At 75.0% G+C, this 16,543-nt stretch carries 11 protein-coding genes; 4 read left to right on the forward strand and 7 right to left on the reverse strand.

Annotation, left to right across the window (positions count from 1 at the left end; all coding sequences use genetic code 11):
• The 3 genes from Asi02nite_RS38790 to Asi02nite_RS38800 form a co-directional block, all read left to right on the forward strand.
• On the forward strand, positions 1-383 hold a 383-nt coding region (locus Asi02nite_RS38790), incomplete at its 5' end, for a beta-ketoacyl-[acyl-carrier-protein] synthase family protein (RefSeq protein WP_203719046.1).
• 32 nt (positions 384-415) lie between these two features.
• Entirely contained in the window at positions 416-6,541 is a 6,126-nt protein-coding gene (locus Asi02nite_RS38795) for a type I polyketide synthase (RefSeq protein ID WP_203719047.1), read from the forward strand.
• 320 nt (positions 6,542-6,861) lie between these two features.
• Positions 6,862-8,061, forward strand: coding sequence for an RtcB family protein (locus Asi02nite_RS38800; RefSeq protein WP_203719048.1), 1,200 nt, complete (start codon positions 6,862-6,864; stop codon positions 8,059-8,061).
• Positions 8,062-8,155: 94 nt separating this feature from the next.
• Here the strand turns inward: Asi02nite_RS38800 and Asi02nite_RS38805 are convergent, their stop codons facing one another.
• From Asi02nite_RS38805 to Asi02nite_RS38825, 5 genes are all read right to left on the reverse strand, one after another.
• Positions 8,156-9,901: a hypothetical protein gene (locus tag Asi02nite_RS38805; protein WP_203719049.1), complete on the reverse strand. Its 1,746-nt coding sequence runs from the start codon at positions 9,899-9,901 to the stop codon at positions 8,156-8,158.
• A 20-nt stretch (positions 9,902-9,921) separates the two neighbouring features.
• Positions 9,922-10,329 (reverse strand): hypothetical protein, encoded by a 408-nt coding sequence (locus Asi02nite_RS38810; RefSeq protein ID WP_203719050.1) that lies wholly within the window; start codon positions 10,327-10,329, stop codon positions 9,922-9,924.
• Entirely contained in the window at positions 10,326-10,664 is a 339-nt protein-coding gene (locus tag Asi02nite_RS38815; protein WP_203719051.1) for a hypothetical protein, read from the reverse strand. Before Asi02nite_RS38815 ends, Asi02nite_RS38810 begins: the two co-directional genes overlap by 4 nt.
• 160 nt (positions 10,665-10,824) lie before the next feature.
• Positions 10,825-11,736 (reverse strand): aminoglycoside phosphotransferase family protein, encoded by a 912-nt coding sequence (locus Asi02nite_RS38820; protein ID WP_203719052.1) that lies wholly within the window; start codon positions 11,734-11,736, stop codon positions 10,825-10,827.
• Between the two features lie 54 nt (positions 11,737-11,790).
• Positions 11,791-14,232 (reverse strand): M14 family zinc carboxypeptidase, encoded by a 2,442-nt coding sequence (locus Asi02nite_RS38825; RefSeq protein ID WP_239127624.1) that lies wholly within the window; start codon positions 14,230-14,232, stop codon positions 11,791-11,793.
• A gap of 169 nt (positions 14,233-14,401) precedes the next feature.
• Here Asi02nite_RS38825 and Asi02nite_RS38830 point away from each other — a divergent pair, with 169 nt between their 5' ends.
• Complete coding sequence (locus tag Asi02nite_RS38830; protein ID WP_203719053.1) at positions 14,402-15,058, forward strand: hypothetical protein; 657 nt, start codon at positions 14,402-14,404, stop codon at positions 15,056-15,058.
• Here Asi02nite_RS38830 and Asi02nite_RS38835 read toward each other — a convergent pair.
• Positions 14,970-16,340 (reverse strand): hypothetical protein, encoded by a 1,371-nt coding sequence (locus Asi02nite_RS38835; protein WP_203719054.1) that lies wholly within the window; start codon positions 16,338-16,340, stop codon positions 14,970-14,972. The genes Asi02nite_RS38830 and Asi02nite_RS38835 overlap by 89 nt on opposite strands.
• On the reverse strand, positions 16,333-16,543 hold a 211-nt coding region (locus tag Asi02nite_RS38840), incomplete at its 5' end, for an RNA polymerase sigma factor (RefSeq protein ID WP_275410442.1). The genes Asi02nite_RS38835 and Asi02nite_RS38840, both read right to left, overlap by 8 nt.

Below are 16,543 nucleotides of genomic sequence, written 5' to 3' on the forward strand. Positions count from 1 at the left end.
AGGCGCTCGGTGGCCGGCCGATCGAGCAGGTCGGGTACGTGCACGGCGGCAGCGACGGCGGCATGGCGGTGCAGGAGGCCGAGGCGATCCGCACGCTCTTCGGCGACCGCGCCGGCGACCTGCTGATGACCTCGCAGGAGGGCTGCTTCGGCCACAACGGCGCGCCCACCGGCGCCCTCGGCGTCGCGCTGACGCTGCTGATGATGCAGCGCCGGACGGTCTGCCCGACCGCGAACTGCGAGGAGCCGCTGGACTTCCTGCCGTTCAACCCCCTGCCCGGGTACGAGAGCGTCCCGCACGCCTTCGACCACGCGCTGAGCTTCACCTACCAGCTGGGCGGCGTGCAGAGCGCCATCCTGCTCGGCGGCCCCGACGCCCTCTGACATCGCATTTCTTCCGGAAGGAAACTGCCCCCGTGGAACACGAGCACATCGCGATCGTCGGGATCGGCTGCCGGCTGCCCGGCGACGTCGACTCGCCGGCCGCCCTGTGGCGGCTCCTCGCCGACGGCCGCGACGCCGTCGGACCCTTCCCGGCCGGACGACCGTCACCGGGCGCGACCACGCCCGGTGACGGCGGCTGGCTGGCCGACGTCACCGGCTTCGACGCGGACTTCTTCGGTGTGTCCCGGCGCGAGGCCGACGTGCTCGATCCGCAGCACCGGCTGATGCTCGAGGTGGTCTGGGAGGCGTTCGAGCACGCCGGCCTCCCGCCGGACCGGTTGGCCGGCGAGCCGACCGGCATCTTCCTCGGGCTCAGCTACGACGAGTACATGAACCGCCTGGCCGGCCAGCCCGAGGAGCTGGCCGGCGGCATCCTGACCAACGGGCACTGCGTGGCCGCCGGGCGGATCTCGTACCTGCTCGGGCTGCACGGCCCGGCCGTCAGCGTCGACACCGCCTGCTCGTCCGGACTCGTCGCCGTGCACCAGGCCGCGCAGGCGCTGCGCGAGCGGGAGTGCGACGTCGCGGTCGCCGGCGCCGTCAACCTGATCGTCGACGAGCGCACGACCCGCGAGTTCACCCGGTTCGGCATGCTCTCGCCGACCGGCCGCTGCCGGGCGTTCGACACGCACGCCGACGGCTTCGTCCGCTCGGAGGGCGCCGGCGCCGTCGTGCTCAAGCGGCTCGGCGACGCGCTGCGCGACGGCGACCGGATCCTCGCCGTCGTGCGCGGCTCGGCGGTCAACCAGGACGGCCGCTCGGACGGCCTGAGCGCGCCGTCGGCGGAAGCGCAGGAGGCCTGCTACCGGGCCGCGCTGGTCCGCGCCGGCCTCGACGCCAGCCAGGTCGGCTACGTCGAGGCGCACGGCACCGGCACCCGGCTCGGCGACCCGACGGAGCTGACGAGCCTGACCCGGGTGTACGGCGGTCAGGGGCGCGCGGTCGCGATCGGCTCCGTCAAGTCGAACGTCGGGCACCTCGAACCGGCCGCCGGCATCGTCGGCCTGATCAAGACGGTGCTCGCCCTCGACTACGGCGTGATCCCGGGCAACCTGCACTTCACCGGGTGGACGCCGGGCACCGACCCGTCGACGGCCGGGCTGTTCGTGCCGACCGGCACCACCCGCTGGCCGGACGGCGCCGCGGTGCGCCGGGCGGCCGTCTCCTCGTTCGGCTTCTCCGGCACGAACGCGCACGTCGTGCTCGAGGAGGCACCGAACCTGCCGTCGGCGCCCGCGACGACGCGGTCCACCGGCGAACCCGAGGTCGTGGTCGTCCCGGCGGGCTCGCGGGCCGCGCTGCCGGCCGCCGCCACCCGGCTCGCGGACTGGCTCGACGGGGAGGGGCAGGACGCGCCCCTGCGCGACGTCGCGCACACGCTGGCGCTGCGCCGGGCCGGCGGGCGCGGGCGGCTGGGCGTCGTCGCCACCGACACCGAGGAGCTGTCCGACAGGCTCCGGGCGTACGCGGCCGGCCGGGTCGACCCGCTCGTGGTCGACGGTGAGGTGCCCGGCGGCGCGCCGGCCCGGGGCGCGGTCTGGGTGTTCTCCGGGCAGGGCTCGCAGTGGGCGGGGATGGGTCGCGAGCTGCTCGCCACCGAGCCGGCGTTCGCGGCCAGCCTGACCCGCAGCGACGCGCTGATCTCGTCCGAGGCCGGCTTCTCCGTGCTCGACGTGGTCCGCTCCGGCCAGCCCGTGTCCGGCTGCGGTTTCGTCCAGCCGGTGCTGTTCGCGGTGCAGGTCGCCCTCGCGGACCTGTGGCGCTCCTACGGCGTGACTCCGGCGGGCGTGCTCGGCCACTCGATGGGCGAGGTGGCCGCCGCGGTCGTCGCCGGCGCGCTCTCGCTGGCCGACGGCGTCGCCGTGATCTGCCGCCGCTCGGCGCTGCTGGAGCGGATCGCCGGCGCGGGCGCGATGGCCAGCGTGGCGCTCGGCCGCGCCCAGGTCGAGGCGGACATCGCCGCCGCCGGGGCCGCCGCGGACGTCTCCGTCGCGGTGGTCGCGGCCCCGTCCAGCACCGTGGTCGCCGGCGACGACGAGTGGGTGCGGCTGCTGGTCGACGCCTGGGAGGCCGAGGGTGTCTCGGCGCGCCTGGTCGCGGTCGACGTCGCCTCGCACTCGCCGCAGGTCGACCCGCTCCTGGAGGACCTGGACGCGGCGCTGAAGGACCTGCGCCCGCGCGACCCGGCCGTCCGCTTCTACTCCACCGTGCTCGACCCGCGCTCCGAGGAGCCCGCGTTCGACGCCGACTACTGGTGCCGCAACCTGCGCCGGCCGGTGCGCTTCGCCGCCGCGGTCGAGGCGGCGGCGGCCGACCGGCACCGGGTGTTCCTCGAGGTGGCGCCGCATCCGGTGGTGACCGCCGCCGTGCGCGAGAGCCTGACCGACGACGCCGTGGTGCTCGGCACGCTGCGCCGCGAGGAGCCGGAGCTCGCGACGTTCCGCACGGCGCTGGCCGCCCTGCACTGCGCGGGCGTGCCGGTCGCCTGGTCCGTCCTCTACGGGGACGCCGAGCTGGCCGACCCGCCGACCCTGACCTACGACCGGCGGCGGCACTGGATCGACCTGGCCGAGCCGGCCGGGCCCGCGCCGCTGGCAACCGGGCTGCCCGGCACGCACACCGAGGTCGCGGGCGACCCGGTGCGGCACACCTGGGTCGGCGACGCCGGCACCGACGCGCTGCCGTTCCTGGCCGACCACCGGGTGCACGACGAGCCGGTGCTGCCGGGCGCGGCGTTCCACGCGCTGGCGCTCACCGCCGCCTGCGGCGTGTTCGGCGTGCCGGCCGACGACGTGGTGGTCGAGAACCTCGCGTTCCAGGAGCTGCTCCGGCTCGACCCGCGCACCGAGGTGAGCACCACGGTCACGGTGACCGGGCCCGACCGGGCCGAGTGCGAGGTGTTCGCGCGGGACGCCGAGGGTGCCTGGGTGCGGCACGCCACCGCCCGGCTGCGCTCCGGACGCTCCACGACGGACACTTTCGAGGTCGCCTGTGACGTGCCCGGCGACGCGCCGGCGCTCTACGCGGCCATGCGGGCACGGGGCATCGCGCACGGGCCGGCGTTCGCCGGGCTGAGCGGGCTGACCCACTCCGCCGACGGCACCGCCGCCCGGGCCCGGGTCACGCCGCCCGGTGTGGCCGCCGGCGGGTTGGCGGCCCACCCGGTGCTGCTCGACATGTGCGCCCAGCTGCTGGTCGCGACGGCGCTCGACGACGCGGCGGGGCACGGGCTCGTGCTGCCCGTCGGGATCGCCCGCGTCGCGGTGACCGGCGACCTGTCGCTGGCCGCCTTCGCGGAGGCCCGGCTGGTCGCGTCGGACGCCGCCGGTTTCGTGGGTGACGTCGTGCTGCGCGACGGCGCCGGCGCGCCGCTGCTGACCGTGCGCGGGTTGCGCTGCGTGCGCCAGCGGGTGCCGTCGTCCGCCTCGCCCGCGTCCTGGCTGCTCGAGCCGCGGTGGGTGGCGGCGCCGCTGCCGGCCGCCGCGGGGACCGGGCGGGTGCTGCTGGTCGGTGAGGGCGGGGGAGCGGTCGCGCCGGTCGCGGCGGCCCTGCGCGGGCGTGGCGCCGCGGTCGACGTGCTCGACGTGCCGCTCGCCGACGAGGTGCCCGGCCTGCTGGGCGGGGTGCTGCCCGGGGTCGTGGCGCTGGTCTGCGGCGGTTACGCGCACGGCGACGTGGCGCTGGACCGGGTGCGGCGGGTGGTCGGGGTGGCCCAGGCCCTGTGCACCGAACCGGTGCCGCCGCGGCTGGTGCTGGTCACCGGTGGTTCGCTGGACGAGGCGGCGTTGCGCGGCGTGATCCGGGTGCTCGCGATCGAGCACCCCGAGCTGCGCGCGGCGCTGGTCGAGTCCACGGACGCCGACCTGCTCGCCGCGGAGCTGCTCGCCGACGGCACGGACGACGAGGTCCGGCACCGTTCCGGCGAGCGCTCCGTGGCGCGCCTCGCGTACGCGCCGGTCGCGACGTCCGAGACGGTCGACGTCCGGTGCGGCGTGGACGCGTTCCGGCTGCGGGCCGGTCAGCTCGGCGACCTGTCGGCGCTGGAGCTGGTCGCCGGCCACCGCCGGCGCCCCGGGCCGGGCGAGGTCGAGATCCAGGTGACGGCGGCCGGGATCAACTTCCGGGACGTGCTCACCGTGCTCGGCCTGCTGCCGGGCGACGGGCACGACGTCCGCTACCGGATCGGGTTCGAGTGCTCCGGCGTGGTCACCGCCGTCGGCTCCGGCGTGCCGCTGGCCGTGGGGGAGTCGGTGCTCGCCGTCGACCTGCGCGGCGGCGCGTTCGGCTCGTTCCTCACGGTGCCGGCCACCGCGGTGGCGCGGATGCCCGGCGGGCTCGACCCGGTGGTCGCGGCGGGTCAGCTCACGGGCTACCTGACCGCCTGGTACGCGCTGCGGCACGTGGCCGGGCTGCGCTCCGGCGAGCGGGTGCTGATCCACAGTGGAACGGGCGGCACGGGCCTCGCGGCGATCGCGGTGGCCCGCCGGCTCGGCGCCACGGTGCTGGCGACTGCGGGCACGGAGGAGAAGCGGGCCCGGCTGCGGGAGCTGGGCGTCACCACGGTGATGGACTCCCGCTCGCTGGACTTCGCCGACGAGACGCTGGCCGCGACCGGCGGCGAGGGCGTCGACGTGGTGCTCAACTCGCTGGCCGGGCCGGCGATCCGGGCGGGGCTCTCGACGCTGCGGCCGTTCGGGCGGTTCGTGGAGCTCGGTGTGCGGGACATCCTCGCCGACCGGGCGCTCGGGCTGGCGCCGCTGCGGCACAACATCACGTTCGCGACCGTAGACCTGATCGAGCTGCAGAACCGGCGGCCGGACCTGTTCGCGACGGTGCTGCACGAGGTGCTCTCGGGCCTCGCCGACGGGTCGCTGCCGCCGCTGCCGGTGCGGTCGTACCCGCTGACGTCCGCGACCGAGGCGATGCGCACGATGGCCGCGGCGGCGCACCAGGGGAAGCTGGTGCTGACCGTGCCGGGGTCGGGCACGCTGCGGGCCGCGCGGCCGGACGGGCCGCCCGTGCGGAGCGACGGGTCGTACGTCATCACCGGCGGCCTGACCGGTGTCGGGCTCGCGGCGGCGTCGTGGCTCGCTTCGCGGGGGGCCGGACATCTGGTGCTGAACGGCCGGCGGGCGCCGTCACCGGAGGCGGCGGCGGCGATCGCGGCGCTGCGGGCCGGTGGCACGCGGGTCACCGTGATCCGGGGCGACGTCGCGGAGCCGGGCACGGCGCAGGCGCTGGTCGCCGCCGCCACGGCGTACCGGCGGCCGCTCTGTGGTGTGTTGCACGCGGCGATGGTGCTCTCCGACGCGGCGCTGATGACGGTGGCGTCCGAGCAGTTCGACACCGTCTGGCGGCCGAAGGTGGAGGGGGCACGGGCGCTGCACGCGGCGGTCGCGGGACACCGGCTCGACTGGCTCGTGGTGTTCTCGTCGATGGCGTCGCTGATCGGCAATGCCGGGCAGACGGTGTACGCGGCCGCGAACGCCTGGCTCGACGGGTTCGCGTCGTGGCGGGCGGGGCAGGGCCTGCCCACGCTGGCCGTCAACTGGGGGCCGTGGGGCGAGACCGGGGCGGCCACGGACTTCGCGGCGCGGGGCTACACCACGATCGGGACCGCCGACGGGTTCGCCGCACTGTCCACATTGCTGGCTCACGAGCGGGTGCGGACGGGTGTCATCCCGGGCCCGCCGTCGAGCTGGGTGCCGGCGCCGGCGTCCCCGTTCTTCGCGGACGTGTTGGTGGGCTCGGCGGTCGCTCCCTCGGGGCCGGCACCGGCCGGCCCGGTGCCCGTCCCCGGGGACATCCGGGCCGATCTGGCGGCGACGCCGGCGGGCCTGGCCCGGCGCACGGCGCTGGAGGCCTATGTCGGTGGCCACGTGCAGGCGGTGATGCGGCTCGGTGACCGGGCGCTCGACCCGCAGACGCCGTTGCGGGCGCTGGGCTTCGACTCGCTGCTGGCGATGGAGCTGCGCGCCCGGCTCGAGGCGGGGCTCGGGGTGAAGCTGGCGGGCAACTTCGTGTGGCAGCACCCGACGCTGGCGGCGCTCGCCGAGGGCCTCGCCGGGCACATGGACCTGGCGCTGGAGGCCGAGTAGCCGCCAGCCTCCGTGGACTGCCGCGGCCGGGGCAACGGTGCCCCGGCCGCGGCGTTTCGTTTAATGGCGTTGCGGGCGCCGGCGGTGGCGCCATACCGTTTCCGCACACGGCAGGTGCTGGAGCGAGGGAGATGTCGAGATGCGGCGGCTGGGCGAGATGAGGCGGTTGTGCACCGCTGTCGCCGGTCTGCCCTGCCTCTCCCTACCCACCCGCCCGGTCCGCCGGTCGAGCTGAGCGACGCGTCCCGCGCCTCGCGCCGCCCGCCCGCGACGACCGAGTTCGGGCGGCGTTCTCTTTCCCCCTCTGCTATGGAGTAACCATGAGCTACACCCTGCTTCCGGGCACCCGCGCGCCGGTCCGGGTCTGGACCGACCCGGCGACGATCGAAGAGCAGGCGGCCCGCCAGCTCCGCAACATCGGCACGCTGCCGTGGGTCGACGGCGTGGCCGTCATGCCCGACGTGCACTACGGCATGGGCGCCACGGTCGGTTCGGTGATCGCGATGCGGCAGGCGCTGGCGCCCGCGGCGGTCGGCGTCGACATCGGCTGCGGCATGTCCGCGGTCCGCACCAACCTGACCGACGCCGACCTGCCCGACGACCTGGGCCCGCTGCGCCGGGCGATCGAGGCGGCCATCCCGGTCGGCTTCAACGCGCACGACAACCCGGTCAACCCGCACCGCCTGCACGGCCTGCCGACCGCGGGCTGGTCCGAGTTCTGGTCGGGCTTCGGCGACCTGTCCGCCGACGTCGGCTCTCTGGAGACCCGGGCGACGCGCCAGATGGGCACGCTCGGTGGCGGCAACCACTTCATCGAGGTCTGCGTCGAGCAGGGCGGCCCGGCGGCGGGCCAGGTCTGGCTGATGCTGCACTCGGGCTCGCGCAACATCGGCAAGGAGCTGGCCGAGCGGCACATCGCGACGGCCCGCAAGCTGCCGCACAACGCCGACCTGCCCGACCGCGACCTCGCGGTGTTCGTCGCCGGCACGCCGGAGATGGACGCCTACCGGCACGACCTGACGTGGGCGCAGCAGTACGCGGCCCGCAACCGCGCGGTCATGCTGGCGCTGCTGTGCCGGGTGCTGCGGTCGGCGGTGCCGACGGCGCGCTTCGAGTCGCCGATCTCGTGCCACCACAACTACGTGGCGGAGGAGCGCTATGGAGGTGTCGACCTGCTGGTGACCCGCAAGGGCGCGATCCGGGCGGGCCGGGGTGACCTGGGCATCATCCCGGGCTCGATGGGCACGGGCTCCTACATCGTCCGCGGCCTGGGCAACGACGACGCCTACAACTCGGCGTCGCACGGCGCGGGCCGCCGCATGTCACGCACGCAGGCGAAGAAGACGTTCACGACGGCCGACCTGGCGACCCAGACGGCAGGCGTGGAATGCCGCAAGGACGCGGGCGTGGTCGACGAGATCCCGGGGGCTTACAAGGACCTGGACACGGTCATCGCGGAACAGTCCGACCTGGTCGAGGTCGTGGCCCACCTGAAGCAGGTGGTCTGCGTGAAGGGCTGAAGGTCGAGCGTGGCCGCGGTCGCGCTTGCGCGGCCGCGGCCCGCCATGACCTGGCGCGCGTCGCGGCTGCCGCCGGGGTCGAGACGCCGGGCGGTCAGGTCTTGCGGACCGCGCTGGTGAACCCGGCGATGAAGAGGGTGGCGAAGGTCCAGGCCAACAGCTGCAGCACCCAGCCGGCAACGGTGACCAACTGACCCATGGTCGTATCAGTGGGTTGGCAACGGTCACGGGCACCGGTCTTGATCAGCGGCGTGCCGAGGTCGAGACCGACACCGACCTGATCGATGGTGGAGCAGGCGACGGCCTTGCCCCCTGCCGGGAGGGTGGTGGGCGGTGTGGGTTTGGCGGCGAGGCCGTTGTGGTGGGCGGCCACGACGCTGAGCGTGACCGCGGCCGCCAGGGTGGCGAGCAGCAGGAGCAGGGCACGCCATGGCTGCCAGCCGTAGCCGAGGGTGGCGCCGGTGATGTGGCCCCAGGCGCGTTCCGACCAGGTCAGGCCGGCGCGGGCGAGGTGGTCGCGGCGTTGCGCGATGAGCACCGCGCGGGCGTCGCGGTCGTGGCCGACCGTGCGGTAGGCCGCCGCGAGCTGCTGGTAGGCGTGCGCCGCGTACCCGGGTGTGTGTGAGCGCAGCAGCGTCAGCCAGCGCTCCGCCGCCGCAGGGCGCGGCAGGCCCGTGTAGGTCAGGCCGTCCAGGTCCACCAGCGCCGGCGCGGCGCCGGTGAGGCCGTCGGTGTCCAGGTACAGCGCGCCGCCGACGTGGGTGCCCGTCAGCAGCAGCACGGCGTCGTCGCCGGCCGCGGTGGCGGTGAAGCCGTTGGCCAGGATCAGGTCGTGGGTGATCTGCAGGGCACCGGCGTCGAGGGCCGGGCCCGCGGTGTTGGCCAGGTGTGCCCCGCCGCAGTCCAGGACGCCGCCGATGCGGGCGCCCGGGAGGCGGATCGTGGCGGCCCCGGACACGGCCGACGCCGTGAAGCCGTCGTCGAGGAACGCGTTGCCGTCGACCACGAGACCGTCGGCGTCGAGGGCCGGGCCCGCGGCGTTCGTCAGCCGGGCGCCGCCCCAGCTCAGCGAGCCGACGTGCGCGCCGATCAGCCGGATCGTGCCCTGCTCGCCCGCGCTGGTGGCCTTGAACCCGTTGCGCAGCAGCACGTTCTGCTTGACCGAGAGGTTGTCGGCGTTGAGCGCCGGCCCGACGGTGTTCTCCAGCCGCGTGCCGCCGCAGTTGAGCTGCCCGCCGACGGTGGCACCGAGCAGCCGGACGGTGCCGCGTTCGCTGGCGCTCACGGCCGAGAAGCCGTCACGCAGGAACACGCTCTGCTCGACCTGCATGCCGTCGGCGTCGACGGCCGGGCCGTCGGGGTTCCGCAGCCGCGCGCCGCCGCAGTCCAGTGTGCCGAGTCGGGCGGCGAGCAGCCGGACCGTGCCGTCGACCGTGCTCCCCTCCAGCGAGAGTGTCCGCGCGGCCAGCCGGGTGGCGTCGACCGGCACGTCGCCGGGCGCCGCCGAGATCCGGCACCCAACCAGCGCCACCGACCGCAACGCGGCGTTCCGCAGGTCGACACCGCCCGGCAGCACGCACTCGTGCAGTTCCAGCGCCAGGTCGCTGGTGACGTTCTCCAGGTCCACGCGGCCGTCGATCCGGGCCCCGCGCAACCGTAGGCCGTGCGGGTCGGCGTCGCCGCCGAGCCGGCCGCGCAGGAGGTCGCGGATGACGGCGGCCGAGATCGCCAGGCCCGCCAGGTCGAGCACCTCACCGCGGGTCACGGCCTCGATCAGGCGCTGCTCGACCGTGCTGTTCTCGCGATCGTCCCGTACCCGTTGCCGGCCCGTCGAGGTCATGGCCTCCATCATGGCGGTGATCAGCCGCCGGGACAGCCGCGGCCGCCACTGATCGGGATGCACTGGGTGACGCGGGGCTTCGGCTCCCGGTCGTCCGGGACGTGACCGACCACCGGCGCCGTGGCCGCGCCCGCGACGAGCGCGACGGCGACGAACATCAGCGCCGTGCCCCCGAGCGCCCAGGTGAAGCGGCGTTTCCACTCGTCCGCGCGGACAAGGGCGGCGAGCAGCAGACCGGCCGCCGGCAACGCCGCGTTGAGCACCAACCCGCACACCAGGATCGTGTCGGTGGCCGCGCCGAACGCCGTGGCCGCGGCCCGGGTGGCCAGGTACGGGTCCGCGGTGCGGCGGATCAGACCCACGATGAGCAGGAAGGGTACGCCGTAGAGCCAGGCGACCAGCAGCACGCCGAAGCCCGCCCGCCTCATCGCCCGGCCCGCCAGGCCAGGCCGACCAGCGCGACGATCGCGAGGCTGCCGCCGGCAGACAGCGTGCCGACGAGGATCGCGGAGCGGATCCACCGAGCCAGCAGGGCGGCGAGCACCACCGTGCCGACCAGCAGCCCGAACAGCACCGGCGCACCGGCGATCAGCAGCAGGACGACGCCCTCCGCGGGCGACAGGCAGCTGAACATCGCCGAGCAGTCGCGATCGGGAGCGACCGGTACGCCCGACTCGCCGACGACGACCGCGCCGACCACGGTGGCGTACCACCCCAGCGCGACGAGAACCCCCAACCCGAACGACGCTCCCCGTTTCTCCACGCGCCCGAACCTGCCACGTGGCCGCCGACCCCACATCCGCCCGCGTACTCAGTCCCGTTCATCCGGCGTGCCCGTCGACCCGGGGGACGCAGCCCGTGCCGACGATCAAATCGGTCCGGACACGCGTCGCCGTCAGTGCCGGGGGCGGACGCGGCTGCCCTCAGCTCCGCGTGAGGCGGGCCAGGGCGGCGTACGCGGGCGGGGCCCAGGTGGGCTTGCCACCCGGGCGGCCGTGGACGCCGTTGTCGCCGATGAGAAGTCCACTGAGGACGCGGGCCATCGCCCAGCCGCGGGCGCGGCGCAGGGTGGCGGCGTCGGGCGTCGGCCGGTACGCGGCGAAGAAGGCGACGTCGTCCGGCAGCAGGAGCCAGACCGCCGAGAGGTCGTACGCCGGATCCCCGGCGCAGAGGTCACCGAAGTCGACGACGCCGCGGACGGTGCCGTCGTCGGTGAGCACGTTGGCGGGGTGCAGGTCGGCGTGGATCCAGAGCGGCGGGCCCGCCCACGGCGGCGCGGCGACGGCGTCGTCCCAGACGGCGCGGACGGCGCGGACGGCGGCCGGATCGTCGATCAGCCCCCGCGCGGTGGCGTCGGCCAGCCCGTAGGCGAACTGCGGGGCACGCTCGGCCAGTGGCCCGCCGCGATCCCGCCCGACGGGGGCGTCGGCGGGCGCGGGCCGGTGCAATGCGGTCAGGAACGCGGCCAGTGCGCTGCCCGCGTCCGCGGCGCGCGTGACCGGGGCCAGATCGGCAGGCGTGCCCGGCACCCAGGTCGTGACGAGCCACGGCCGTGGGAACCGCGCCGACGGCGCGCCGAGCCGCTGGGGCACCGGAACCGGCAGCGGCAGCCGCGCGGCGAGGCCGGGCACCCAGCGATGCTCGTCGAGGAGCGACACGTCCGCGTCGCCGGTCACCCACGGCAGCCGCACGGCCAGGTCGTCGCCGAGCCGCCACAGCTGGTTGGCCCAGCCCTTCGCGCCGAGCCGGATCGGCAGGTCGGCGAGGTCGGGATGCTGCTCGCGGAGCAGGTCCCGGACGAGGTCGGCGGTGATCTCGATCTCGACGTGGGTCATGCGGACCAACGGTAGCGGCCCGGGGGTTCGCCGAACCCCCGGGCCATGGACCGTTTATCGCTGGGCCGCCCAGAGCACCGCCCGGCCGAGTTGCGGTTGCAGGCCCTTCGGGTGCAGCCGGTACGCCGGGTCGGTGCCGAACAGGACCGTGCCGTTGCCGCCGGTGCTCACGCCCCGGACGATGCTCGCCTGGCCCGCCGCGGCGGACTGGCCGTTCGCCCCGGTCGCCGCCCACCAGCCGGAGAGCAGCGGGTCGGCCGCGTACGACTGCTCGACCGTCGTTCCGGCACCCAGTCCGGTGAACCACACCGGCTGGTTGATGAACGAGTGCGGGATCGCGCCCGCCGTGACCGGGCCGCCGCTGTTGACGATGGTGGCCACGCCGCTGGCCAGGCCGGCGCCGGCGGTCGCGGTCACGGTCAGCAGCGCGGCCGCGTTGCTGAAGGCGGCGCCCGCCGTGCCCAGGCCGACGACGCCACCGTCCCGGGCCAGGAACGCGTCGAGCGCCGCCCGGTTCTCCGGCGTCAGGCCGGCCAGGTCGAGGTTGCCGCCCACGAGCAGCACGTCCACGTCGGCGGTCAGGGTCGTCGCCAGGGTGGCGGCGGTGACGGCGCGGGCCTCGAAGCCGAGGTCGAGCAGCGTGTCCCGCTCCTCGGCCGCGCCGATGTAGCCGACCACCACCTCGTCGAGCAACGTTCCGCGCCAGTGCCGGGGCGCCGTGCCGAACGTGACGTCGTGCAGGCGAACCTGCTCGGCCGCCAACCGCCGGTTGGTGCGGCTGGACGGGATCACGACGGAGCCGTCGGCCAGGCGGTAGACCTTGACGCCCGCGGCCAGCAGGGAGTTGACCGCGAGCAGGTCGGCCGCGTCCTGGATGTCGACGCGCAGGTCCTCGTCGCCGCGGGGCAGGCCGCCGTCGGCCTCGCCGTCCCAGGCCCGCTCCAGCCGCACGTCCGGGACCCTGTCCCACAGCGTGTCCACCGTCGCGCCCCAGGTCAGCCCCTGGCTCCACGCGGCCGGGCCGGCGTAGAGGTCGTCGACCCGGTCGGTCAGGTCGATGCCGGGCTCCAGCAGCGAGTTGACCAGTCCGCGCTTCGGCTGGTGCAGGTCGATCACGTACGAGCCGGCCCTGTAGGTCTTGTGCCCGACCCGGAAGTCCTTCTTCGCCCGCCACACCCGGCCACCGCTGTCGATCAGCAGGTCGACCAGGCGCGCCGCGGCCGTCTCGGAGTGCTGGCCGGGGCCTGTCGGAATCACGTACGACCGGGGGAAGACCGTCTTGTAGTTGTCCTCCAGGCCCCAACCCGGCACGTACCCGTCCGGGATGTCCCGCAGCGGCTCACCGGCCCAGCCGCGCCGGTAGACCTCGGCCTGGTCGAAGATCACCTGGGCGCGGTGGTCCTGGATGTACCGCAGCGAGGTCTTGATCGCGACCTCGTGCACGTCGGTGTTGATGCCGGAGCGGCGCACCCGCTCCTCGGGCGTCAGGTTGCCGCGGGGGTTCAAGGGCGCTTCGATGGTGTACGGGATGCTGCTCTGCAACATCGCGAACGACGGCACGTAGATCGGCGGGAAGTCGTCCCACACACCGGGCTCGTCGTCCCGGAACGGGATGCGGGCCCGCTGTGTCTCGGGGTAGCCCAGCGCGCGCAGGCCCTCCTCGATCGCCAGCGCGTTCGGCAGGCCGTGCTTGATGTAGAGGTCGTACTCGTTGTTGACGTTGTGCGGCGGCGTGCTCGGGTGCAGCAGCGTCGGGTTCACGTACCCGTGCAGGTCCAGCGTGATGATCGGCTTGGTGTCGACGATCAGGTCGCGGATCAGGTCGGTCTCGGGCTGCGACACGATCGTCAGGTCGCGGTTGAGGTCGTAGCCGGCGGCGTTGGGGCGCTGACCGGCCACCCGACCGTCCGGATTGGACGTGACGTTGAAGACGAGCCGGTTACGCCGCAGCAGTTGCTCGATCGCGGGGTCGGTGCTGGTGGCGAACTCCTCGATGACCCGCAGCGCCGCGTCGGTGCCCTCCCACTCGTTGCCGTGGATGTTGGCGTTGACGAACAGCGGGGTCTTGTAGCCGGCGAGCAGCCCGCGGTCGGTGCGGGCCTTGGCCGGCTCCTCCTCGATCCACCGCTTCCAGGCCTCCTGCTGGCGGGCCTCCGACCGGCTCTCGGGCGCGGTCACCGTGACGGCGTAGAGGTCGTAGCCGCCCGAGGACTTCCCGGCGACCCGGGCGGACACCCGGTCACTGGCCGTCTGCAGGGCGTTGAGCTTCGGAGCGATCTCGTCGTACGGGATGACGCCGATCGGGATCGACGCGTCGGCCGGGTTGTCGGGCCAGACCGGCAGGGTGCTCCGCTGTGGGAAACCCTTGACGGCGGACAGCTCGACGGGCCGGTCGGGCACCTCGGGCAGGGCGGTCGCCTGGGCGGGTACGGCCCAGCCGACGGTCGCGATCATCGTGGTGGTCACGGCCAGTGTCCAGAGTGGTCTTCCGCGCATGAAGCAGACTTCTCCTATCGAGATGATAGAGATTTGGCGCCAGGCAGATCTTGGGCGATGTCCGGCATCCATGTCAACCGATCGGGCCTACGGTCACCCAAGCGTTGCCCGCGAGGCCTGGACACGGTGGCGCGCGGAAATGTCGTACCCCTGCGGCAGCATGACCCACATGGACGGAACGCTCGACGCGGCGCGGTTGCGGGTGGTGCTGTCGCGGGTCCTCGACCTGCTCGCGACCGACCGCCCGGCCTACCGGCTGGTGGGCACCGCGGCCGCCGTGGCCCAGGGGGTCGATCTGCCCGCCGGTGACGTCGACATCCTGCTACGCCGGCGCGGCGACGTCGATCGGGTCGCCGCGGCCCTGTCGCGGTTCCCGTGCGCGACAGCGCCGGTCTGGCTACCGGAGGCGCGGCAATACTTCGCGCGGTTCGACGTCGACGGCACCGATGTGGAGCTCAGCACCGTGGAGTGGCCGGCCGGGTCCGACGTGTGCGAGGGCGCCGGCCCGGGTCCCTGGCGGCACCACGTGCCCGTCCGCATGGGTGCCCACGTGGTGCCCGCCGTCCGCGTCGAGCTGCGACTGGTCACCGAGCTCGTTCGCGACCGCCCCGACCGCTACGAGCCGCTGCTCGCGCATCTCCGCCGACACGGCGCGGATCTCGCGCTCGTCCGGCGGGCCATGCGCGAGCGCGGCGTCGACCCGCCGCTGCGGCAGCGGGTCGACGACCGGTTGCGGCTCACGGCCGGTGGTAGTAGGGGACCGCGACCGGTCGCCAGGTCAGGCCGTCCTCGCTCAGATAGAAGTCGGCGGGCTCCGCCGCCGTGACGTCGCTCGGCGAACCCTCGAGGCCACCGGTGACGGCCCACGCGGTCCAGACGGGCAGGGTGACGGGGGCGAACGTCGCGCCACCGTCGCTGCTCAGGTGCTGGCGGCGGGTCAGGTCGGCCACACCCAGCCCGCCCTGGCGGTCGACCCACACCGCCACGATGTCCCTGAACTGGCCCGCGGCAGGCGCCGGGAGCCAGGTACGGCCACCGTCGGTGGTGCGCAGCAGGGCGAACGCGTCGGTCGGCGGGTGACCCATGGGGAAGAGGTAGGCGGTGTCGCCGTCGTACGCGGTGAAGCCCGCGCGGTCGAACCAGTCGAGGTCGTCGGCCGGCGTGCGGTCCAGCCAGGTGCGGCCCCGGTCGCGGCTGACCGCGAGCTGGAAGTCCCCGGCGCCGTCGGGGCCCGCTCCGTTCACCCAGATGCTGCCGTCGAAGCCCACCGCCACGCCGCTGTAGTGCACGCCCGGAGGCTGGTGCTCCAGCACCATCCAGTCGCCGGTCGTCGGGTCGTACCAGCCGAGCCCGGTCTCCTTGCACGGCCGTTCGTCGCAGGGCCAGCGGGGCACGATGCCGTCCGGCACCGCGTCGGCGGTCCTGACCCGCGGCCGGTACTCGCGCCAGGTCTGGCCGCCGTCGTGGCTGATCAGGGCCTGCTGGCCGGCCGCGTCGGGCAGGGTCGGCTCGGCGGCCGCGTCGGGCCGGGCCTGCTCGGCGGCCGCGTCGGGCCGGGCCTGCTCGGCGGCCGCGTCGGGCCGGACCGGCCCGCCGGGCGCGTCGGGCACGGTCGGCTCGGCGGCCGCGGCGGGCCGTGGCAGCGCGGTCGCCAGCACCAACGTGTCGGGCCCCGCCACCACCGCGGCGGCCCGCGCACAGCTGCCGTCGGGGCCGGTGGCCAGATCCGGCACGGTGGGGTGCGGGCGCAGGTCGCTCCACGTCCGCCCGCCGTCCCGCGTGACCGAGAACCAGCCGTCGCCGCAGGTCTCGGCCGGGTACTGCGCCACGCCGTACCGGGTGTCGTGGAACTGGACGATGATGTCGAACGCGCTCCAGGCCGGCAGCGACGCCGCCGGTGCGGTGATCGGCGTGTTGCGCGCGTCGCCACCGGGCATCGCCAGCAGCAGCCCGGGGATCAGCAGGGCGAGGGCCGCCACGCCGGCCAGCCGGGCGCGCCGCGTGCGGTCGGCGCGGCGCCGGCCCCGGCTCTCCAGCTCGGCGAAGGGTGGCGCGGTGATCAGGTCGGAGACCGCCGTGCGGTCGTAGAGCCGCTGCACCTCAGACATGGCGGGCGCTCCTCCATGAGCTCGCGGGGACGCTTTCGAGTGGGTGGTCCCGGTCCGGGTCGCCGAGCAGCGCGGCCAGCGCCGCCCGGCCGCGGGACAGCCGCGACTTCACCGTGCCGACCGACACGTGCAACAGGTCGGCGACCTCGGTGATCGGCAGGTCGGCGGGGTAGTGCAGCGCGATCGCCTCGCGCTGCCCCGCC

This window comes from Asanoa siamensis, assembly GCF_016862555.1.
Taxonomy (GTDB): Bacteria; Actinomycetota; Actinomycetes; order Mycobacteriales; family Micromonosporaceae; genus Asanoa; species Asanoa siamensis.